The organism is Rhodococcus sp. ZPP (assembly GCF_017656075.1).
GTDB classification, from domain to species: domain Bacteria; phylum Actinomycetota; class Actinomycetes; order Mycobacteriales; family Mycobacteriaceae; genus Rhodococcus_F; species Rhodococcus_F oxybenzonivorans.
The window spans coordinates 5,728,995-5,750,876 of the sequence record NZ_CP058638.1 but is presented as its reverse complement, the minus strand read 5'-3'; the positions used below and the strand labels follow the sequence as shown (position 1 = coordinate 5,750,876).

Genomic DNA, 21,882 nt, shown 5'->3' with positions numbered 1-21,882 from the left:
GGTGCCCCCCAGTCGATCTTTCGATCGTCGCGCATTTCTCCGCGTTGCCGGAATCTCCGGAGCGGCAGCGGTCGGCGCCACCGTGCTCGGCGCCTGCGGCGAACGGCTTCACGACCCGGAAGTCCCCCCGTTGCCCGACGGCAGCCTGTTCGACCCGAACGCAGGCACCTCCGAGTTCGTGCCCACCGACAAGGCGACGTGGCGTCTGCAGGGCGCTCCACTCGTCGCGCCGACCGGTGACGGCGCGCTTGCCGGACTGCGGGTTGCCGTCACCGACCTGTATGCCGTGGCCGGCAGGCAGATCGGGGCAGGCAGTGGGCGGTGGCTGGCCGGGGCGCCCGTCGAAACCACCACCGCAATAGCGGTGGCACGTCTTCTCGACCACGGCGCCGAGGTCGTGGGTATTGCTCAGACCGACGATCTCGGTTACGGCCATTCGGGTGTCAATCAGCAGTTCGGGACGCCGCCGAACCCACGGGCGGAGGACCGCTTACCGGGCGGAGCAACGTCGGGGGCGGCGAGCGCGGTCGCTCAGGGCGAGGCCGACATCGGACTCGGAATCGACACCACCGGGTCCGTCCGCATCCCCGCGTCGTATCAGGGCCTGTACGGGTTCTCGCCGTCGCGCAGTGCCGTGTCCAGTGAAGGCCTCCTTCCCCTCTGCCCGACCTTCGACACTCCGGCGTGGGTGTGCAGCGACATCGACACTCTCGCAGCCGTGTCGGGCGTGCTGCTTCCGCTCACAGCGGAGCGTCCCTTCGCCACAGCGCTGAGTTCGGACGGAATCAATGCCGTCGCCGACGCCGGGGTCCTCGCTGCGGTGCGGCGCGCACTCACCGCCTGGGAGAAGAGCAGCCTGCCGCGACTCGTGCGCACCGACACGGACATCGGCCGGCTACCCGACTGGTACGACGCCGTCAGCGACGTGCGGGGGTACGAGGCGTGGCGGCTGCACGGCGAGTGGATCGGGCAGGCGATCACCTCGCTCAGTGACGAGCCACGCCGCAATTTCGCGGCCGCCGGGCGGATCTGGGACTCGACGTACGCCCGTCAGATGAGAGTGCTGGCCGAGGCCTCCGACACGATCACCCGTTTCATCGGGAACAGCCTGCTGGTGTTGCCTGCGACCTCCTCGGCTGCGCCGCCGAGGCAGAACGACCCGAGCGGCGAACGCTTCCGGAACATCATGCGCACCACCGGAATGCTCACCTCGCTGGCGACCATCTCCGGCCTTCCCAGTGCAACGGTGCCCCTACGCACGGACGACGGAATCCCGGTCGGGCTCTGCGTGGTAGGCCCTTTCGGGCGCGATCGCGACGTGCTGGCTGCCGTCACCAGTGTCGGCGACGCCGGGCTGACCGACTGAACCTCAGCGCCGGAGGAGTTCCGCTTTGCGGGCTTCGGTCGCGAACGAGGCCTTGATGGAGTTGCGCGCCAACGTGTCTTGTTCGGCGTCCGTGAGTCCGAGTTGATCGCGCAGCTGGGCGAAATTGTCGTCGACGTATCCACCGAAATAGGCGGGATCGTCGGAGTTCACGGTGACCACCAGTCCGGCGTCGAGCATGGTCCGCAGGGGGTGCTCGGCGAGGGAGTCGACAACGCACAAGCGCACATTGGACAGCGGGCACACGGTGAGAGGAATCTCCTCGTCCACCAGTCGTTCGACGAGCGCCGGGTCCTCGAGGGCTCGCACGCCGTGGTCGATGCGCTCGGCACCGAGGAGGTCGAGCGCCTGCCAGATGTACTCCGGCGGACCCTCTTCGCCGGCGTGCGCCACCACGTGCAGTCCTTCCGCGCGGGCGCGGGCGAAGACGTCCTCGAACAGTGACGGCGGATTGCCCCTCTCCGCCGAATCGAGTCCCAGCCCGATGATCGGAGACTGCAACCGAAGAATCTCCGAGAACATCTCTTCTGCTTCGCTAACCGGACGGTCACGCAGAATTGCAGCGATAGCCGCACTACTGAGCCCGAACTCGCGCTCGCTGCCTGCGACAGCGTCCATGATTCCGTCGAGAACTTCGGTCAGCGGCACACCACGATTGATGTGCGCCTGCGGATTGAAGAAGAACTCGACGTGCGCCACACCGGCCGCCGATGCCCGGGCGAAGTAGGCGCGGGTCAGGTCGGCGAAATCCTGGGCGGTCCGCAGAACCTGCATGTTGGCGAAGTAGAGATCGAGGAACGACTGCAGGTCGGTGAATTCGTACCGCGAACGCAGATCGTCCAGGTCTGCGTACGGCAGTGGCACCGCGTTGCGTTCGGCGAGCCCGAAGATCAGCTCGGGTTCGAGCGACCCCTCGATGTGCATGTGCAACTCGGCGACGGGGAGGTTCACGGGAATGGTCCCTGCTTTCTCGGCGCCTAGGCGGCGACGTCGCGTTCGACGATACGGACGAAGCCGTCGCCGTCGATACTCGCGGTGTCGCCGGTGTGAAACCAGCCACCCGTGAAGCTCCGTGCGGTGGCCTCCGGGCGGTTCCAATAGCCACGTGTCACACCCGGTCCCCGACAGCACAATTCACCGAATCCGTGCTGCGCTTCCGGGCCGAACAGCGCCACCTCCATTCCACCGAACGCGATTCCCACACTTCCGGCGTGGGTCAATGCGCACTCGTCGGGAAGGGCCAGTCCGGCGCCGCACGTTTCGGTCATCCCCCACCCCAGGAAGTGCTTGGCGGCCGGGAATGTTCTGCGCAGGAACTGGGCCTGCTCGACGGACAGGCCGGCGCCGCTGTAGTCGATCCACCGCACTGCCCGACGACCGAAGTTGGTCACCGGGGACTCCTCGACCGCACCTAGGAGGGTGGCAGGCGCCGCGGTCAGAACGTCGGCGCCCGTTCCACGCCACGACGCGGAATCCGTGCTTGTCGTCAACAGGGCGGTGCCGCCCACCACGAGTGTCGACAATAATTCGACGAGCGATCCGACGGTGTGCAGTTCGGGGTCGACCAGCAAGTTACGCAGTCCCTCCGAGCTGAACCGCCGCGCGTGGATCACCGATTCGAGGGTGGACAGGACGTTCTCGTTGCTCAGTTCGACACCCTTGGGCGAGCCGTCACCGGTGTACGACAACAGCACCAGTTCCTCGGGGCCGGCGCCGTCGTCGATGAACGAGATTCCGTCGGGAAGTTCCCCGTCGAGGACCATCACCGACTCGCTGTCGGCGAGGACCGTGTCGGTGGCGGACTGGCCCAGTTCCGGACCCACCCCGACCGGTACCCCGCCTGCGAGGAGGACGCCGAGGAAGGCCTCGACCCAGCGCACTCCCACCGGTTGCCGAACGGCCACCCGGTCGCCGATCTCGACTCCCCTCGTCTTCAGGCCGCCGGCCACCCGGGCCGCCGACGTCCACAACTGCGAGAAGGTGAGCGTCCGGCCGCCGTCCTCCTCGACCGCCACCCTGCCCGCGTAACGGTGCACGGCGATGTCGAGCAGTTCGGTGAGTGACGGCGTGAGACCGCCGTACCGGAGGAGGCCGTCGCGTCCGCGGGCCATCCGGTCGTCGTGGAAGAAGGCGGAACTGCACGGGTACTCGACGAGGGACGACGGCATGTGGACCTCCGCTGACTGACCGGAACGCTGCCCCGACTATATGACGCCGGTCACAATCGTGTGCACAGTCGGGCGACTCTAGCGGCCTCGGTACGAGGCCTTGCCCGGCCCGTCGGTAAGAAAACTGCGGACCGCACCCGACAGGTCTTCGGTCTCGAAGAGCGCGCCTGACACTTCCGGTGTGATCGAGTCGGCGTGCGCCACTCCACCGGATCGCCATGCGGAAATGATCTGTTTCGTCGCATCGTGGGCGCGGGTCGGTCCGTCCGCGAGGCGCGTGGTCAGTGCCCGGGCCTCGGTGTCGACGTCGTCGTGGACCGCGTTCACCACACCCCAACCCTGCAGTGTCGCGGCGTCGTACAGATCTCCGGTCATCACCAGTTCGCGGGCACGGCCGGAACCGGCACGCTCGGCCAGTCGCTGAGGTCCCCCCATCGACGGAGTCAGACCCACCACTGTCTCGACCAGACCGAACTTCGCCTTCGGTGCGGCCAGAATGATGTCGCAGGCGAGAGCGATCTCGAATGCCGCAGTCAGGGTCAGTCCATGGGCGGCGTAGACCACCGGGCACGGCAGTGCCTCGATCGGATGGCAGATGTCCGCGAACAGCTGCTGCCACAGATCCGCAGCCTGCTCGGCGCTGAGCCCGTCGAAGAGATGGACGTCGACGCCCGCCGACACCACTTTGCCCTCCGCACGCAGCAGCACGGCACGCGGCGGGTCTTCGGTGAGAGTCGCGACATCGGCCTGGACGGCGTCGAACATGGCCTGGTCGAAAAGGTTCAGCGGGCCGTGGGCGAACGTGAGGGTCGCGAACTCGGCACCCGCATTGGTGCGGACGCGTTCGAGTCGGGTGGGGTGCGATGCGACAGCGGGATCGGTCATGCCGCCACACTGCCACACCGGCAACGTCAGTCCTGTAGCGACGATTCGCTGCTCGTCTCGACGTCGACGGTGTCGTCGGAATCCTTCTCCCGCAGCGGGCGGGCGAAGCAGACGGACGCAACGAAGCCGACCAGCAGAATCGCGGCGGGTAGCCACACCGATTGGGACATGGCCGTGGCGAACGGGTCTTTCAGGACCTCGGGCAGCTCGCCGACACCGGCGTCCTGGCTACCGCCTGCCATCCCCTGCGCGGACAGCCGCGCAGTAATGAGCGCGCCGATGGCGGCGCTGCCGAGCACTGCCCCGACCTGGCGGGTGGTGTTGTACACGCCGGCCCCTGCGCCCGCCTGATGCGGCGGCAGGTTGTGGGTGGCGGTGGCAGCGAGCGGGGACCAGATACACGAATTGGCCACGCCGATCAGACCGATGGGGAGCAGCAGCTGCCAGATGGCGACACCGGGCGACATGACCATCGCCAGCCAGCCCAGCGCGATCGCGAACAACAGGAAGCCCGTACCGGCGATGTACCGCGGGTGCGTACGGTCCACCAGCCGGCCGACGAACGGGGCGAACACACCGGTGAAGACGGCCATCGGCACCAGCAACAAGGCCGACTCCGTAGGCGACAGGCCGCGCACGCCTTGCGTGTAGAACATCAGTGGCAGAACCATGGCCGTGACCGCGAAACCCATCGCGGTGATCCCGACGTTGGCGAGGGCGAAGTTGCGATCCCGGAACAGGCTCAACGGCAACAACGGTTCGTTGCGATTCCACGACTGATACCAGACGAAGATCCCGATCAGGACCACCCCGGCGCCGATCGACAGCCACACGATTCTCGACCAGTCGTACGAACTGCCCTCCTGGATGCCGAACACGAGCAAGAACATGCCCGACGCACTGAGCACGACACCCGGGATGTCGAACTTGTGCGCGTGGGTTTCGAGCGCGGGAACGAGCCGCCATGCGAGCACGAACGCGATCACGCCGACCGGCACGTTGACGATGAAGATCCATTCCCAGCCCAGGTTGTCCACGAGCACACCGCCGGCGAGGGGACCGACCAACGTCGCGACGCCCGCCACGGCGCCCCACAGGCCCATCGCCGTGCCGCGCCGGTCGGGCGGGAAGGTACGGGTAATGACGGCCATTGTCTGCGGTGTCATCAGCGCGGCACCGAGTCCCTGGAACACCCGGGCGACGATGAGCATCGTGACGGTTCCGGACAGGCCGCACCACAGCGATGCACCGGTGAACAGCACGAGGCCGATCAGGTAGACGTTCTTGGGTCCGAATCGGTCACCGAGCCGGCCGGTGACGAGGAGGGGCACGGCGTACGCCAGCAGGTAGGCGCTGGTGACCCACACCACGCTGGTGATGTCGGTACGCAGGTCTGTCAGGATCGCCGGGTTGGCCACCGCCACGATGGTGCTGTCGACGAGGATCATGAAGAACCCGATGACCAGCGCCCACAGGGCGGGCCAGGGGTTGCCCTGTTCGGGCGGGGCGGCGGGAAGTCGTGCGGTGCGCTCGGTATCCATCGTCAATCCTTTGCTGAACCGGAATGGTCCGGGCGTGCGAATGTCAGGCCTTCGAGGAATTCCAGCCACGACAGCGTTCCGGAGTCGATATCGCTCACGAGCGCGCGGAGCCAGTCGCGTTCCGCGCGGGCGACAGTGAGCAGATACTCGTTCCCCAGGCTGAAGATGCGCGGCGGTGCCTCGTTGCCGTCGGCGGAGGCCACGAGTTCGTCGATCTCCTGGTCGAGGCGGCCGAGACGCTCGCGCAGCAGGTCTACGACCGCACCCGACTCGAGGTTGTGCGCCTCCGCGAGCGCGAGCGGAAACTGCGGGTACTCCCGGGCGGGGGCGGCGAGCATGTCGCTCACCCGGCGGCCGAGGGCGTCCCGCCCGGAGTCCGTGATCTCGTACATCGTGCGCTCGGGCCGGTTGCCCGCCCTATCGGTGCCCGTGGTGCGCACCAGGCGTTCGGCCTCGAGCCTGTTGACCGTGTGGTAGAGCGATCCCGGCCTGATCTTCACCAGGCGTCCGCGACGGGTGTCGGCGAGTTGGTACATCTCGTACGGGTGCATCGTTCGCTCGTTGAGTAAACCGAGAATGGTGACGGCGAGCGGCGTCAGCACCATCTGCATCGCCTTCCGCCGTCGAATACTCCACACGGAATATACCGGACCGGCCACGCGGGAACAGCGGTTACCGTGGCTGCGTGGATCCGCATCATCTCGACATCGTTCGACTCGCCTGGTCGCGTGAACTCGGACTCGCCGACGACGCGCTCACGGACAGGCCCGGCCGGGCCACCCGTGCCGATCCCGAGGCGGACACCCTCCGTTTCCTCGACCTGCGGGGCACCTCGGCCATGGTGGGTCCCGACTGGATACTCCGGCGCGCGGAACGACTTTCGGACCGGGACCTGACCGAACCCGCAACTCTGCTCGCCCTTGTTCAGGATCGTTCGGGCCGCTGCTCCGGACCGCTCACGCTGTGGTTCACCAGCGACTATCAGGAACCGGCGACCGGGCGACCGCCTGTGGTGTCGGACGACCGCGGGCACGTGCGGGAACTGGAGACCGCCTGCCCACCGGACGACGTGACCGAAGCCCACCTCAGCACTCGAGACCGGTGGTTCACGATCCTGGACGACGCGCAGCAGCCGGTCAGTTCCGCCGGGTACAGCGAATTCCAGGGATTCGTCGCCGATGTCGCGGTCCTGACCGCTCCCCTCTTCCGGTGCCGGGGGGCTCGGCACCCAGGCCGCCGGAATCGCCACCGACGATGCGCTCGACAGCGGACTGATCGCCCAGTTCCGTGCACCGCGCGACGCCCCGGCCTCCCGTCGGCTCGCTGCCCGCTCGGGTTACCGCGAACTCGGAACATACATCGAGGTCACCGTCGCGCGAAGTACGCTGTGAGACACCATCGACGGACGAGGACGGGTCGATCATGACTGAGCAGAAACAGGACGAAACGGGTTCGGCCGGCTATGTCGAACCCGGTTCCGAGTTCACTCGGGACACTCACTACATCGCCACGCGGATCACCGCTGACGGACGAGACGGGTACCCGGTCGAGTCGGGCCGCTATCGACTCGTGGCCGCGCGAGCGTGTCCTTGGGCGAATCGGGCGATCATCGTGCGGCGGCTGCTCGGACTCGAGGACGTGTTGTCGATGGGCCTGTGCGGCCCGACCCACGACGAGCGGAGCTGGACCTTCGACCTCGACCCGGGCGAGGTCGACCCCGTGCTGAAGATCCCGCGCCTGCAGGACGCCTACTTCGCGCGTTTCCCGGACTACGAGCGCGGAATCACCGTTCCCGCAATCGTCGACGTGCCCACCGGGCAGGTGGTCACCAACGACTATCCGCACATCACCCTCGATCTGTCCACCGAGTGGACGAAGTACCACCGCGAGGGAGCGCCCGAGCTCTACCCGGAGGAGCTTCGCGACGAGATCGACGAGGTAGCCGAGCTCGTCTTCCGTGATGTCAACAACGGCGTGTACCGCTGCGGTTTCGCCGGCTCACAAAGCGCCTACGATTCCGCATACGACCGCCTGTTCGCGCGCCTCGACTGGCTCGAGGAGCGGCTGACCACCCGCCGGTACCTCGTGGGCGACACCATCACCGAGGCGGATGTGCGGTTGTTCACCACACTGGCCCGATTCGATTCCGTCTACCACGGGCATTTCAAGTGCAATCGCAACAAGCTCAGTGAGATGCCTGCCTTGTGGGGCTACGCGCGTGACCTGTTCCAGACCCCGGGATTCGGCGACACCATCGACTTCGTTCAGATCAAGCAGCACTACTACATGGTGCACACCGACATCAATCCCGCCGGAATCGTCCCGAAAGGCCCGGACCTGTCGGGCTGGTTGCAGCCGCACGGTCGCGAGCAGCTCGGTGGCAGGCCGTTCGGGACCGGCACCCCGCCGCCCCCGCCGCGGTCCGGGGAGGAAGTGCCCGCGGGCCACGGCGCCTGAGCGGGTGAGTCCGTCTACGCACCGGTGTAGGTGCCGAAGCTCCAGAACACGCCCTCGGGGTCACGGCAGGTAAATCCGCGCGATCCGTAGTCTTCGTCCCGCAATTCGCGAACGATCGTGGCCCCGGCAGCGACCGCGCGCTGGTGGAGCGCGTCGGGGTCGTCGACGACGAGGTACACCGAGCCCGTCCCTGGCGGCAGGTCGCTGATGACCGAGTCCTCACTAAGCGAGCCGAGCATGATGCCGCCGCCCTTCGGCCAGCCGAGTTCGGCGTGATCCACCCGGTCGCCCTCGCCGTACACCGCCTTCTCGACGAATCCGAAGGTGTCGGCGAGGAAGCGGATCGCGGCGCGCGCGTCGCGGTAGACGAGGGTGGGCCATACACATGTAATTTGCGTCGAAGTAGTCATGTCGTCACTCTGCACCGTCGTCGCGGTCGGAGTCTTGGACAAATGAGAACGGTTCATTCTCGCGCCACCGCGACGGTGCGACACCCGCGAGGTCACGCCAGTCGCGGGCCATGTGCGCCTGGTCGTAATAGCCGCATCGCGCGGAGACCTCGGCGAGCGTGGCGCAGTGGGCCCGCTTCAGCATTCGGTGCGAGCGGTGAAAGCGCGACAACCGCGCCACATCTTTCGGCGTGACGCCGTACTCCGCAACGAAGCGGTTCACCAAATGCCTTCTGCTCCAACCTATGTCGCGAGCTACCGCGCTCACTCGCACTACCCCGTCACCGGCGAGCAACGTCCAGGCCTGCACGAGATGGGGGTCGATCTCCGCGTCGGCGATGCGCCGCCCGAGTACCTCGTCGAGAATGCGGAACCTCTCCTCCCACACCGGTTCGAGGGACAGCCGTTCGACCAGTTCCGTCGCATCGGCACCGAGGAGGTCGTCGAGTCCGACCACCCAGGCACCGAGGGCCGACGCGGGCACGCCTAGCAGAGCCCGCGCACCGAGGGGACTCAACGCCAGCTGGATCCCGTGCTGATTGCCGTCGTGCCGAATCGTCACCGGCGCCGTCGCGATGCCACTGGCAAGCGTGTCGTAGAAGCCGGGAGCCTGCTCCGCCGCGGCCTGCTCGGCGATCTCGAGCGGCGCATCGAGCGAGACGACGACGGTGAGCGACGGCGACGGCAGACCGAGGTGAAGTCCGGGCTCGAATCCCGTCAGGCGATAGCCTTCGTACCCAGACACCAGGGCGCGCAGCGGCGCGGCCGGTCGACGGCGTGCACCGTTGGACACGCCCCGAACCGGAGGCACGCTGCCCGCGACAGTCACGCCAACAGCGTAAGCACCGCCACCGCCGTCGGCCACCGCCTTTTTCCCACCTACAGTCGTATCCGGCACACTCGAAGTACACGGCGAGACGGGAGCCCCGATGGCTGACAATGGTGGACGGATCGAAAAGGCCCTGGTCTCGGTTCTGGACAACGGGAGCAGACTGCAGGCACCCGCTGTGGCCAAGTACGTCGAGTGGGTCCGGCGTTCGCATCCCGACGAATCGCCCGCCCAGATCATCGAGCGCATGGAAAAGATGTTCCTGCTGGCAGTGACGGGCAGCGGCAGCGCAGTGGGCGCCGCGGCCGCGGTTCCCGGTGTCGGGACGGTGGCATCGATTGCGGCCGTCGGCGCCGAATCCGCGTTCTTCCTCGAATCAGCGGCGTTGCTGACTCTCGCCGTGGCATCGGTGCACGGCATCTCCGCCACCGACCATCAACAGCGCCGGGCGCTCGTCCTGGCCGTCGCACTCGGTGAATCGGGCATGGAGATCGTCCAGAAGGCGACGGGCGTGACCGCGAAGAACTGGGGGACGGCAATCACCAGCCGCATCCCGGGCCCCACGATGAGAGGCATGAACAGCCGCCTGCTGCGCAAGTTCGTCACCAAGTACGCTGCCCGGCGCAGCGCGCTGATTCTCGGCAAACTCGTGCCTGCCGGGATCGGCGCAGCGATCGGCGGCGCCGGAAACCGGGCCATCGGCAAGGGCGTCGTGAAGAATGCGCGCGAGGCTTTCGGTACCGCACCTGCCCGCTGGCCGGATCAGCTGCGAGTCGTCGAGGCCTGACCGGTTTCGCGCGGATCAGTGCGCGAAGTGCTGCGCCGCCGAACGTCCGCCGCCCTTCTCGCGTAGTTCGGCGCAGACTTCCTCGATCGCCTCGCAGACCTGCGATCCCAAGTCTGCGCTGAACCCCTCGCGGACGACGATGCGCAGCACCGCCACCTCTTCTGCGTCGGCAGGCATCGTGTAGGCAGGCACTTGCCAACCCCGCGCCCGGAGTTCGTGCGACACGTCGAAGACCGTGAATCCGGGGTCCCCGACGAGCTCGAAGGCGATCACCGGGATGTCGCTGCCGTCGCTGATCAACGTGAAGTGCTCGATTTCGGCGATGCGCTTACCCACACGGACCGCGGTGTCGCGCAACGTCTCCATGATCGCCCGGTACCCGGCTCGGCCGAGGCGCAGAAAATTGTAGTACTGCCCCACCACCTGATTGCCGGGACGCGAGAAGTTCAGCGTGAACGTCGGCATATCGCCGCCCAGGTAGTTGACCCGGAACACCAGCCCCTCGGGCAGATACTCACCGCCGCGCCACACGACGAACCCGATACCCGGATACGTCAGCCCGTACTTGTGGCCGCTGACGTTGATCGAGACGACCCGCGGGACCCGGAAGTCCCACAACAGTTCCGGTTGCAGGAACGGGATCACGAAACCCCCGCTGGCCGCGTCGACATGAATTGGGACGTCGGGACCCCCCGAGGCCGCCAGTTGCTCGAGTGTGTCGGCGATCTCGGCCACCGGTTCGAGCTCACCGGTATAGGTAGTGCCGATGATCGCCACCACCCCGATGGTGTTCTCGTCGACCGCCCCCCGTACCTGCTCCGACGTGATGATGTACCGGCCCTTCTCCATCGGCAGGTAGACCGGCTCGACGTCGAAGTACCGGCAGAACTTCTCCCACACCACCTGAACATTGCTGCCCAGAACGAGATTCGGCCGGCTGGCGTCCTTGCCTGCCTCTTGACGCTGCGCGCGCCATCGCCACTTCAGTGCGAGACCGGCGAGCATCACCGCCTCGCTCGACCCGATCGTGGAGACACCCGTAGCGCTGGCCGGGTCGGTGGTGGAGAGATCCGGCGCGTGAAAGAGATCAGCGACCATCGACACGCACCGGGACTCGATCGCGGCCGTCGCCGGATACTCGTCCTTGTCGATCATGTTCTTGTCGAACGTCTCCGCCATCAGCTTGTCGGCCTCGGGATCCATCCACGTGGTCACGAACGTAGCGAGGTTCAGCCGAGAGCTACCGTCGAGCATCAACTCGTCGTGAATGAAGCGGTAGGCCGCCTGCGGATCGGTTTCCTCGTCCGGCAACCGCAGCGCCGGGAACGGTTCCACCGACATCCGCCCCGTGTACGCCGGCGCCAGAACATCTCGGTGATGGTGGTGGTGCTTGCTCATGTATGCCCCCAATCGACTTCATACAGGATGCGCTGCGCCGAAGAGCCCTGTACGCCAGTTGGTGAATATCGGGACGGCTGCCCAGTAGGGTCGAGTCGATTCCACACGATCATGTTCAGGGGAGGACGGCTTGACCACTGCAATGCCGGCACGTGTCGCGGCGCCGATCGAGGTGCGCGGGCTGTCGAAGAGCTTCAAGAACGTCACCGCCGTCTCCGACCTCAGTTTCTCCGTTCCGCACGGTTCGATCACCGGTTTCCTCGGCCCCAACGGCTCGGGTAAGACGACGACGCTGCGGATGATCCTCGGACTCGTCCGGCCCAGCGACGGAACCTCCGCAGTCGAGGGCGTCCCGATTCGGGCACTGCGAGATCCTGCCCGCACGGTCGGCGCCGTGCTCGACTCCCAGAGCCTGCACCCTGCGCGCACCGCGCTCGATCACTTGAAGGTGTACGCCTCGGCCATCGGGGTGCCGGACGCGCGGGCCCGACAGGTACTCGCGTTGGTCGGGCTCGAAGACGTGGCGGGGCGTAAGGCCGGCGGATTCTCCCTGGGCATGCGACAGCGCCTCTCGCTCGCGACCGCCCTGCTGGGCGATCCACGCATCCTGGTCCTCGACGAACCGGCCAACGGACTCGATCCCGAGGGGATCGCGTGGCTGCGGGAGTTCCTGAAAGGCTTCGCCGCCTCCGGGCGGACCGTCCTCGTCTCGAGCCACATCCTCCGGGAGGTCGAGCAGACGGTCGACACCCTGGTCATCGTCAGTCGGGGTGCACTCGTCTATCAGGGAAGGATGGAGGACCTGCGGAAGTCGCAGCAGAGCCGCCTACTGGTCGCCTCCTCGAGTCCGGCTGCGCTGGCGACCGCTCTGGCCGCGCGAGGCATCGTCGATGCCCGGTCCCTGGCCGACGGCCGTCTCGCCGTGACGGGTGCGGCATTGGACGTCGTGCAGTCCGTGGCCACCGGAGCCGGAGTGACGATCTTCGGCGCCGTGGCCGAGCACATCGACCTCGAGCAACTCTTCCTGTCGATGACGACCGGCCAGTACGTTGCCGGTGCGAGCGCGGCTGCGCCCTCTGGGTACGGCCCGCCCCCGGCCTACCCCCAGCAGCCCCACTACCCCGGCCACCCGGGTGCCGGCCCTCCTCCGGGCTACGGCGCGTCGGCCGGGTATCCGCCCGCGTATGCCCCGCACCCGCAGGGTCCGATGTCCGGAGGTCCGCGATGACCGCCCTGCTCACCGCCGAATTCCGCAAGGTCACCACGCTGCGGTTCTGGTGGATGCTCGGGCTGACCCCGCTGGTCGTCGGGATGTTCTCGAGCGCCATCTCCCTGCCGGTGCTACGCGCCTTCACCGACGCGTTCGAAGCCGATCCGGCAGACGCCAACCTCGCTGCCACCGTGTTCGGGCTGGCCGTCGCCCTGTCGCTCGTCGTGCTCTTCGCCGCCCTCTTCGGAGCAGTGAATGCCGGTACCGAGTTCCGCTACAAGACACTGACCACCACTTTCCTCACCGCACGTGGCCGAGACGGGGTGATCGGCGCGAAACTGGCCGTCACTGCCGCGTTCGGATTTTTCTACTGCCTCGTCGTCGAGATGGTCAGCGTCGCCCTGCTGCTGACGTTCGGCGGAGAGAACTTCGCACTGCGGGGTTCCCTCTTCGCGATGTTGGCCGCTGCGTTGGTTGCTGCCGCATGCTGGGCGCTGATCGGTGGCGGGATGTCGATGCTGACCGGCTCCTCCGTCGGCAGTTGCATCTCACTCGTCGTGTGGTACACCCTCGGCGAGATGATTCTGCGCTCAATCCTCAGCGGCATCGGCATCGGCGCGGTGGGCGACGTCCTCCCCGTGTCGGCCACCCTGGGGTCCGTCGCCAACGCGGCCGCGGGCAACGACATCGACTGGTTGCCGTTGTGGCCCGCCGCACCGATCGCGGTGGTGGTGTGGACGGCACTCTTCACCCTCGGCGGATGGGCCCTGACCCGCAGTCGCGACATCACCTGAGGAACGCCGCGACTGCGGTGTCGGACCGCAGCGCTAACGTGGACACAGTGGCAGGTGAGAGCACATCCGGCTCAGTGATCGAGCGGGAGCAGACGCGCGTACGCGACACGGTACGGCCCGGCTGGATACGCCGGCTCAGCGCCGAGTGCTGGACACATCGCCGCGCGACCGTGGGGGCTCTGACCGTGACGGTCGTCGCGGCGGGCATCGATATTTCGTTCCCGCTGCTCACCAAGTACGCGCTCGACGCCGCCGGTACGGATCGCGCCACCGAGGTCATCGGCATCGCAGCGCTCCTGATCGCGCTCCTCGCGTGTGTGCGCTTCGCGTGTCAGTACGGCCGGCGGATGCTGGCGGGCAAGCTGTCGCTCGACGTCCAGCACGACCTCAGGCTGGGTCTGCTCGGTGCCCTGCAACGCCTCGACGGACGTGGTCAGGACCAGATTCGCACCGGCCAGGTGGTGTCGCGGTCCATCACCGATCTGCAACTGGTGCAGGGACTCCTCGCGATGGTCCCGTTGTCGGCGGGCGCGTTGCTTCAATTCGTCCTCGCCCTCGGCATCATGGTGTGGCTTTCCCCGCTGCTGACGGTGGTCGCGCTGGTGATCGTCCCCCTCGTCTGTCTCGTCGTCTACGCGATGCGCCCGACGCTGTTCGCCGCCACGTGGTCCGCCCAGCAGCGGGCGGCCGACCTCGCGCAACACGTCGAGGAGACGGTCACCGGGGTGCGCGTCGTGAAGGGCTTCGGGCAGGAACGGCGGGCCGTCGATCAGCTCGAACACCACAGTCGGGCGCTGTACGCGGAACGCCTGCGGGCCGCCCGCATCAACTCCCGCTTCACGCCCACCATGGCCGCACTCCCCCAACTGGGGCTCGTCGGTGTGATCGCGGTCGGCGGCTACCTGGCCCTGCACGGCTCCATCACGATCGGCACCTTCCTCGCCTTCGCCACCTACGTCACGACGATGACGGCGGTGACCCGCACTCTGTCGTCCGTGGTGATCATGGCGCAACTGTCCCGGGCAGCCGTGGAACGGGTGTACGAGGTGATCGACACCGAACCGGAGGTCGCGGATCCACCGCACCCCACCCCGCTGCCGGGCGGACCGCTCGGCGTCGATCTGCGGTCGGTCACCTTCGGGTTCGAGCCGGGCCGCGACACCCTGCGAGGGCTCGACCTGCAGATCGCCCCCGGCGAGACGGTCGCGGTGGTCGGAATGGCGGGATCCGGGAAGACGGCGCTGTCGCTACTGCTTCCCCGGTTCTACGCCCCCTCCTCGGGCACCGTTGCGCTGACATCCGGCGAGGACGTGTTCGACGTCGCCCAGCTCAGCGCCGAGCACCTACGTGAAGCCGTCAGCCTCGTCTTCGACGAACCGTTCCTCTTCTCCGACACCATCGCCGCCAACATCGCACTCGGCAGGCCCGATGCCAGCGCCGAGGAAATCCGAGAAGCGGCGACGATGGCGGCGGCCGACGAGTTCGTCTCCGCCCTCCCCGACGGCTACGACACCGTGGTCGGGGAACGCGGTCTCACACTGTCGGGGGGGACAGCGCCAGCGGATCGCCCTGGCCCGCGCGCTGCTCACCGACCCGCGGATCCTGATTCTCGACGATGCGACGTCCGCCGTGGACGCGACCACCGAGGCGTCCATCTTCGAGTCGCTCCGGGCAGGCCGCGGCCGCACCGCGCTCGTCCTCGCGCACCGACGTTCCACCCTGTCGCTCGCCGATCGGGTGGCCGTCCTCGACGGCGGAACGATCATCGACAGCGGCACGGTGGCTGAACTCGACGAACGGTGCGCCCTGTTCCGGGCACTGTTCGCGTCCCCCGAGGAGGGAAACGGTTCGGAAGCAGGCCCGCGCGCGGCCGATCCGATGTCGACCCAGCGCATCCCCTCCGCAGCGGAACTGTGGCCCGAGGGCCCCCCGAGAGGTGCCGGACGCCGCTCTCGCCGCCACCACGGCCGGGAGGACCCCGGCGCCCGCCACCGGACCCGGCGGCGGAGGTCGCGGCGGAGGTGGACCGATGGCCGGCGCCCTGGGAAACATCGCGGCCACCCCCGAATTGCAGGCCGCAGTCGACGCTCTGCCTCCCGCTCTCGAGAGTCCGGGCCTCGACACCCGCACCCTGCGGCTACCCGAACCCAACTTCCACCTGTCGCGCACCCTGCGACCGGTCCGCGGCCTACTGTTCGCCGTGGTCGCCTGCCTCGCGCTCGATTCCCTCGCCGGGATCGCCTTCCCCTCCATCGTGCGATTCGCCATCGACAACGGGGTGCTCCCGCAGGACTCGGCGACGCTGTGGACCGCCACCGCGGTCGGAATCGCCCTCGTCGCCGCCGACTGGCTGGTGGTCGCGGCCATGACGGTGCTCACCGCCCGCGCAGGTGAACGCGTCCTCTTCGGACTCCGGGTGCGCAGCTACGCGCACCTGCAGCGGCTCGGCCTCGACTACTACGAGCGGGAGCTTTCGGGCCGGATCATGACCCGCATGACCACCGACGTCGACGCGTTGTCGTCGTTCATCCAGACCGGGATGTCCACCGCGGTGGTCAGTGTGCTCACCGTCGTGGGGATCTCGGTCGCACTCGTCGTCACCGACCTCACTCTCGCCCTCGTCGCCCTCGCCGTCATCCCGCCCCTCGTGCTCGCGACGCTGATCTTTCGCCGGATCTCTTCGGTGGCCTACACGATGTCCCGGGAACGGATTTCCCTCGTCAACGCCGAGTTCCAGGAAAACATCGCGGGATTGCGCGCCGCGCAGGCCTACCGCCGCGAAGAGTTCGCCGCCCGCAGATTCGCCGAACGCGCCGACAGTTACCGCCGCAGCCGCATGCGGTCCCAGCGCGCGATCTCGCTGTACTTCCCGTTCATCGCGTTCCTCTCGGATCTGGCGCTTGCCGCCGTCGTGTTCGTCGGTGCCCGGCAGGTCGCGGGCGGCGAGACGTCGTCGGGAACGCTCGTCGCCTTCGTGCTGTACCTCGGCCTGCTGTTCGGGCCCATCCAGCAGCTGTCCCAAGTGTTCGACGGCTATCAGCAGGCCAGTGTCGGCCTGCTCCGGATCGGCGATCTGCTCCGCACTCCGAGTTCCATCGAGCGCGCCGCCGGCGACCATCGCACTCGGATCGACGGGCACCTGAGAGGCGAGGTGCGTCTGCGCGACGTCGGCTTCCGCTATTCCGGCGCGGAGAGTGACGCGCTGACCGACATCGACCTCCACATTCCGGCGGGCGCCACGGTGGCGCTGGTCGGCAAGACCGGCGCGGGCAAATCCACCATCGTGAAACTGCTCGCCCGCTTCTACGACCCGACGTCCGGCTCCGTACTCGTCGACGACGTCGACCTGCGTCGCTATTCGCTCGGTGAGTACCGCGGGCGACTGGGCGTGGTCCCGCAGGAGGCGCATCTGTTCACCGGCACGGTCGCGACCAACATCGCGTACGGCAGGCCCGACGCGAGTCGCGAGGAGATCGAGAATGCCGCCCGCGCGGTCGGAGCGCTCGGTACGATCGGCCGGCTGCGGGGTGGGATGCGTCACCCCATCGGCGAGCGGGGGCAGGGGTTGTCGGCGGGTCAGCGACAGTTGATCGCGCTTGCTCGCGCCGAACTGGTCGACCCCGACCTCCTGCTCCTGGACGAGGCGACCGCGACGCTTGATCCGGCCACAGAGCAGCTGGTTCTCGAGGCCGGCAGCCGTGTGACCCGGCGCCGGACGTCGGTCGTGGTAGCCCACCGACTGGCCACTGCAGCGCGCGCCGATGTGATCCTCGTCATCGACGGAGGCCGGATCGTGGAGACCGGATCGCACGCCACCCTGCGCTCGGCTGGTGGCCACTATGCGGGACTGTGGGATGCGGCGGAGAGCGGTGCAGGGAATAATCGCGGGGCGAGAACCGTCATCGATGGTGACCCCATCCGATGGCCGTGAGACAGCTCACACGTGCAGGCCTGGCGATTCGCACGTCACACGCGAGGGCTACTCTCATGTATATAGGCGCTCTGATCGGGTACCGAAATAGAAACGAGGCGAACACCTGCCGTGAGCAGCAGCTCTACATCCCAGTTCGGACAGAACCAGTGGTTGGTCGACGAAATGTACCAGCGTTTCCAGGACGATCCGTCGTCCGTGGACGCGAGTTGGCATGAATTTCTGACGGATTACTCCCCCGATGCCGCCGCCAAGGCCGGCGTAGCCAACGGACGCGGCACGAACGGCACCACCACCGCCGCATCTGCTGCCGCTCCCCCCGGCAAGACGTCGCCGCCGCCGGCCGCCAAGGCCGAGACCGCACCCACGTCGGCGACCAAGACGGGCGACGGCGCCCCGGCGAAGTCCGCTGCCAACGGCGCAGCTCCCAAGGCCGCGGCGCCCAAGACGGCCGCACCGAAGGCCGCCCCGGCCAAGACCGCACCGGCCAAGGAGTCGACCGCGAAGGCGTCCGCTCCCGAGACCGCTGCCGAAGAAACGAAGGTTCTGCGCGGCGCCGCTGCTGCCGTCGCGAAGAACATGTCGGCCTCGCTGGCCATTCCGACCGCCACCAGTGTTCGCGCCATCCCTGCGAAGCTGATGTTCGACAACCGGATCGTCATCAACAACCACCTCGCCCGTACCCGCGGCGGCAAGATTTCCTTCACCCACCTGCTGGGTTACGCGATCGTGCAGGCGGTCAAGGCGTTTCCCAACATGAACCGGCACTTCGCGGAGATCGACGGCAAGCCGCACTCCGTCACGCCCGCGCACACCAATCTCGGCCTGGCAATCGATCTGCCGGGCAAGGACGGCAGCCGGTCCCTCGTCGTCGCCGCCATCAAGAACACCGAAACGCACAACTTCACGCAGTTCTACAGCGCCTACGAGGACATCGTCCGGCGCGCGCGTGACGGCAAGCTCACCGGTGAGGACTTCTCGGGCGTCACCATCTCCCTCACCAATCCCGGTGGCATCGGCACCGTGCATTCCGTGCCGCGTCTGATGCAGGGACAGGGCGCCATCATCGGTGCCGGTGCCATGGAGTACCCCGCCGAATTCCAGGGCGCGAGCGACGAGCGCATTGCCGACATGGGCGTCGGCAAGCTGATGACGCTCACCTCGACGTACGACCACCGCATCATCCAGGGTGCCGAGTCCGGCGACTTCCTCCGGACCATTCACAACCTGCTGATCAGCGACGAGTTCTACGACGAGATCTTCCACGCGCTGCACATCCCGTACGAGCCGGTCCGCTGGCGTCAGGATGTGCCCGAAGGCGCGGTCGACAAGAACACCCGCGTCCTCGAGTTGATCGCCGCGTACCGCAACCGCGGTCACCTGATGGCCGACACCGATCCGCTGCAGTTCGTCAAGGACAAGTTCCGCAGCCACCCGGACCTCGACGTCATCACGCACGACCTGACCCTGTGGGATCTCGACCGTGAGTTCAAGGTCGGCGGCTTCCACGGCCAGGAGAAGATGAAGCTCCGCGACGTGCTCAGCGTGCTGCGCGACGCGTACTGCCGCCACGTCGGCGTCGAATACACGCACATCCTCGAGCCGGAACAGCAGCAGTGGCTGCAGGACCGCGTCGAGGCGCATCACGTCAAGCCGACGGTCGCTCAGCAGAAGTACATCCTGAGCAAGCTGAATGCCGCCGAGGCATTCGAGACCTTCCTGCAGACCAAGTACGTCGGCCAGAAGCGCTTCTCCCTCGAGGGCGCCGAGTCCGTCATCCCGATGATGGACGCCGTCATCGACCAGGCCGCCGAGCACCAGCTCGACGAGGTCGTCATCGGCATGCCTCACCGTGGTCGACTGAACGTGCTGGCGAACATCGTGGGTAAGCCGTACTCCAAGATCTTCACGGAGTTCGAGGGCAACATGAACCCGGCTGCCGCGCACGGCTCCGGTGACGTGAAGTACCACCTCGGTGCCGAGGGCACGTACATCCAGATGTTCGGCGACAACGACATCACGGTGTCGCTCACCGCCAACCCGTCCCACCTCGAGGCCGTCGACCCGGTCCTGGAGGGACTGGTCCGCGCCAAGCAGGACATCCTCGACAAGGGTGAGGACGGCTTCACCGTCCTGCCGTTGATGCTGCACGGTGATGCCGCATTCGCGGGTCAGGGCGTGGTGGCGGAGACGCTCAACCTTGCGCTGCTGCGCGGATACCGCACCGGCGGCACCGTCCACATCGTGGTCAACAACCAGGTCGGCTTCACCACCGCCCCGGAGCACTCGCGTTCCTCCGAATACTGCACCGATGTCGCGAAGATGATCGGCGCGCCGATCTTCCACGTCAACGGTGACGACCCCGAGGCCTGCGTGTGGGTTGCCCAGCTCGCTGTCGACTTCCGGGAGAAGTTCCAGAAGGACGTCGTCATCGACATGATCTGCTACCGCCGTCGCGGTCACAACGAGGGCGACGACCCGTCGATGACCCAGCCGGCGATGTACGACGTGATCGACACCAAGCGCAGCGTTCGTAAGAGCTACACCGAATCGCTGATCGGCCGTGGTGACATCTCGCTGAAGGAAGCCGAAGACGCTCTCCGCGACTACCAGGGACAGCTGGAGCGGGTGTTCAACGAGGTACGCGAGCTGGAGAAGTACAAGCCCGAGCCGAGTGAGTCGGTCGAGCTCGACCAGCCGCTGCCCACCAAGTTGACCACCGCGGTCGACCGTTCGGTCCTCGAGCGGATCGGTGACGCGTTCGTCAACGTGCCCGAGGGTTTCTCGGTGCACCCGCGCGTCAAGCCGGTCGTCGAGAAGCGCCGCGAAATGTCCCGCGAAGGCAAGATCGACTGGGCGTTTGCCGAACTGCTCGCCTTCGGTTCGCTGGTCGACCAGGGCAAGATGGTTCGCCTCTCGGGTCAGGACTCCCGCCGCGGTACGTTCACGCAGCGTCACTCGGTGCTCATCGACCGCAAGACGGGCGACGAGTACACGCCGCTGCAGAACCTCGGCAGCGAGAACCCGGGCAAGTTCCTGGTCTACGACTCAGCACTCAGTGAGTTCGCCGCCGTCGGTTTCGAGTACGGCTACTCCGTGGGCAACCCGGACGCCCTCGTGCTCTGGGAAGCCCAGTTCGGTGACTTCGTCAACGGTGCGCAGTCCATCATCGACGAGTTCATCTCCTCCGGTGAGGCCAAGTGGGGTCAGCTTTCCGACGTCGTGCTGCTCCTTCCGCACGGTCACGAGGGTCAGGGTCCGGACCACACGTCCGGCCGTATCGAGCGCTTCCTCCAGCTGTGCGCCGAGGGATCGATGACGGTGGCCGTCCCGTCTACGCCGGCCAGCTACTTCCACCTGCTGCGTCGCCACTCGCTCGACGGAATCCGCCGCCCGCTGGTGGTGTTCACGCCGAAGTCGATGCTGCGCAACAAGGCCGCCGTGTCCGATATCGAGGACTTCACCACCGGCAAGTTCCGGTCCGTCTTCGAAGAGCCGGTTTACGAGACCGGTGACGGCGACCGCAGCAAGGTCACCCGGGTGCTCCTCGTCAGCGGCAAGCTGTACTGGGAACTGCTCGCGAAGAAGCACAAGGACAACCGCGACGACATCGCGATCGTCCGTATCGAGCAGCTGTACCCGGTGCCGAGCCGTCGCCTGCGTGAAACGCTCGATCGCTACCCGAACGCCGCCGAATTCCGGTGGGTTCAGGAGGAGCCGGCCAACCAGGGTGCATGGCCGTTCTTCGGTCTCGCGCTGCCCGAGTTGCTCCCGGAGAAACTCGCTGGGATCAAGCGGATTTCGCGCCGTTCGATGTCGGCACCGTCCTCGGGTTCGAGCAAGGTCCACGCTGTCGAACAGCAGGAGATTATCGATGAGGCCTTCGGCTGAAGAGCGTGTAACGGCTGAAGCCTTCGGCTGACATCGGCTGAACCACCACTGAGCCGGGCCGAGTTCGCTGTACGAGGCGAACTCGGCCCGGCTTTGTGGTGTCCGGATCCGCTCGGCTAGCCGCGCCCTGGTCAGATGCACCCCTTCTCGGTCGACGC

The 21,882-nt window shown here is 67.1% G+C and carries 15 protein-coding genes and 1 pseudogene; 8 read left to right on the top strand and 8 right to left on the bottom strand.

Annotated features, from left to right (window positions below):
• Position 1 precedes the first annotated feature (1 nt).
• Positions 2–1,366 (top strand): amidase family protein, encoded by a 1,365-nt coding sequence (locus tag HYG77_RS26530; RefSeq protein WP_208961136.1) that lies wholly within the window; start codon positions 2–4, stop codon positions 1,364–1,366.
• Positions 1,367–1,369: 3 nt separating this feature from the next.
• On the opposite strand, the gene HYG77_RS26525 is transcribed toward HYG77_RS26530, so the two are convergent.
• The 5 genes from HYG77_RS26525 to HYG77_RS26505 form a co-directional block, all read right to left on the bottom strand.
• The gene (locus HYG77_RS26525; RefSeq protein ID WP_109331763.1) at positions 1,370–2,335 is read right to left on the bottom strand and encodes an adenosine deaminase; all 966 of its coding nucleotides are present in this window, start codon (positions 2,333–2,335) and stop codon (positions 1,370–1,372) included.
• A gap of 26 nt (positions 2,336–2,361) precedes the next feature.
• A complete protein-coding gene (locus HYG77_RS26520) occupies positions 2,362–3,552 on the bottom strand; it encodes a long-chain fatty acid--CoA ligase (RefSeq protein ID WP_208961135.1) in 1,191 nt (396 codons plus the stop codon).
• Between the two features lie 78 nt (positions 3,553–3,630).
• Positions 3,631–4,437 carry an enoyl-CoA hydratase/isomerase family protein gene (locus tag HYG77_RS26515; RefSeq protein ID WP_109331774.1) on the bottom strand — a complete coding sequence of 269 codons (807 nt, stop codon included), beginning with the start codon at positions 4,435–4,437 and terminating at the stop codon, positions 3,631–3,633.
• Between the two features lie 26 nt (positions 4,438–4,463).
• Positions 4,464–5,978: an MFS transporter gene (locus HYG77_RS26510; RefSeq protein WP_109331778.1), complete on the bottom strand. Its 1,515-nt coding sequence runs from the start codon at positions 5,976–5,978 to the stop codon at positions 4,464–4,466.
• Positions 5,979–5,980: 2 nt separating this feature from the next.
• A complete protein-coding gene (locus tag HYG77_RS26505; RefSeq protein WP_109335243.1) occupies positions 5,981–6,583 on the bottom strand; it encodes a PadR family transcriptional regulator in 603 nt (200 codons plus the stop codon).
• 80 nt (positions 6,584–6,663) lie between these two features.
• Here HYG77_RS26505 and HYG77_RS26500 point away from each other — a divergent pair, with 80 nt between their 5' ends.
• Together HYG77_RS26500 and HYG77_RS26495 are read left to right on the top strand one after the other, a co-directional pair.
• The gene (locus HYG77_RS26500; RefSeq protein ID WP_244373241.1) at positions 6,664–7,404 is read left to right on the top strand and encodes a GNAT family N-acetyltransferase; all 741 of its coding nucleotides are present in this window, start codon (positions 6,664–6,666) and stop codon (positions 7,402–7,404) included.
• On the top strand, positions 7,401–8,435 hold the full coding sequence (locus HYG77_RS26495; RefSeq protein WP_208961134.1) for a glutathione S-transferase C-terminal domain-containing protein: 1,035 nt from the start codon (positions 7,401–7,403) through the stop codon (positions 8,433–8,435). Before HYG77_RS26500 ends, HYG77_RS26495 begins: the two co-directional genes overlap by 4 nt.
• A 14-nt stretch (positions 8,436–8,449) precedes the next feature.
• On the opposite strand, the gene HYG77_RS26490 is transcribed toward HYG77_RS26495, so the two are convergent.
• A complete protein-coding gene (locus HYG77_RS26490) occupies positions 8,450–8,845 on the bottom strand; it encodes a VOC family protein (protein ID WP_208961133.1) in 396 nt (131 codons plus the stop codon).
• A 4-nt stretch (positions 8,846–8,849) separates the two neighbouring features.
• The gene (locus HYG77_RS26485) at positions 8,850–9,713 is read right to left on the bottom strand and encodes a helix-turn-helix domain-containing protein (protein WP_244373239.1); all 864 of its coding nucleotides are present in this window, start codon (positions 9,711–9,713) and stop codon (positions 8,850–8,852) included.
• Between the two features lie 100 nt (positions 9,714–9,813).
• Between HYG77_RS26485 and HYG77_RS26480 the strand changes: the two genes are divergently transcribed.
• Positions 9,814–10,500: a hypothetical protein gene (locus HYG77_RS26480; RefSeq protein WP_208961132.1), complete on the top strand. Its 687-nt coding sequence runs from the start codon at positions 9,814–9,816 to the stop codon at positions 10,498–10,500.
• A 15-nt stretch (positions 10,501–10,515) separates the two neighbouring features.
• Here HYG77_RS26480 and HYG77_RS26475 read toward each other — a convergent pair whose 3' ends face one another.
• On the bottom strand, positions 10,516–11,898 hold the full coding sequence (locus HYG77_RS26475) for a glutamate decarboxylase (protein WP_208961131.1): 1,383 nt from the start codon (positions 11,896–11,898) through the stop codon (positions 10,516–10,518).
• A gap of 130 nt (positions 11,899–12,028) precedes the next feature.
• On the opposite strand from HYG77_RS26475, the gene HYG77_RS26470 reads away from it, so the two are divergent.
• From HYG77_RS26470 to HYG77_RS26455, 4 genes and pseudogenes are all read left to right on the top strand, one after another.
• On the top strand, positions 12,029–13,126 hold the full coding sequence (locus HYG77_RS26470; protein ID WP_244373230.1) for an ATP-binding cassette domain-containing protein: 1,098 nt from the start codon (positions 12,029–12,031) through the stop codon (positions 13,124–13,126).
• Positions 13,123–13,902, top strand: coding sequence for an ABC transporter permease (locus tag HYG77_RS26465; protein ID WP_208961130.1), 780 nt, complete (start codon positions 13,123–13,125; stop codon positions 13,900–13,902). Before HYG77_RS26470 ends, HYG77_RS26465 begins: the two co-directional genes overlap by 4 nt.
• A 47-nt stretch (positions 13,903–13,949) precedes the next feature.
• Positions 13,950–17,833, top strand: a pseudogene (locus HYG77_RS41010) (ABC transporter ATP-binding protein).
• A 111-nt stretch (positions 17,834–17,944) separates the two neighbouring features.
• Entirely contained in the window at positions 17,945–21,724 is a 3,780-nt protein-coding gene (locus HYG77_RS26455; protein WP_109331802.1) for a multifunctional oxoglutarate decarboxylase/oxoglutarate dehydrogenase thiamine pyrophosphate-binding subunit/dihydrolipoyllysine-residue succinyltransferase subunit, read from the top strand.
• The last annotated feature ends 158 nt before the right edge of the window (positions 21,725–21,882 follow it).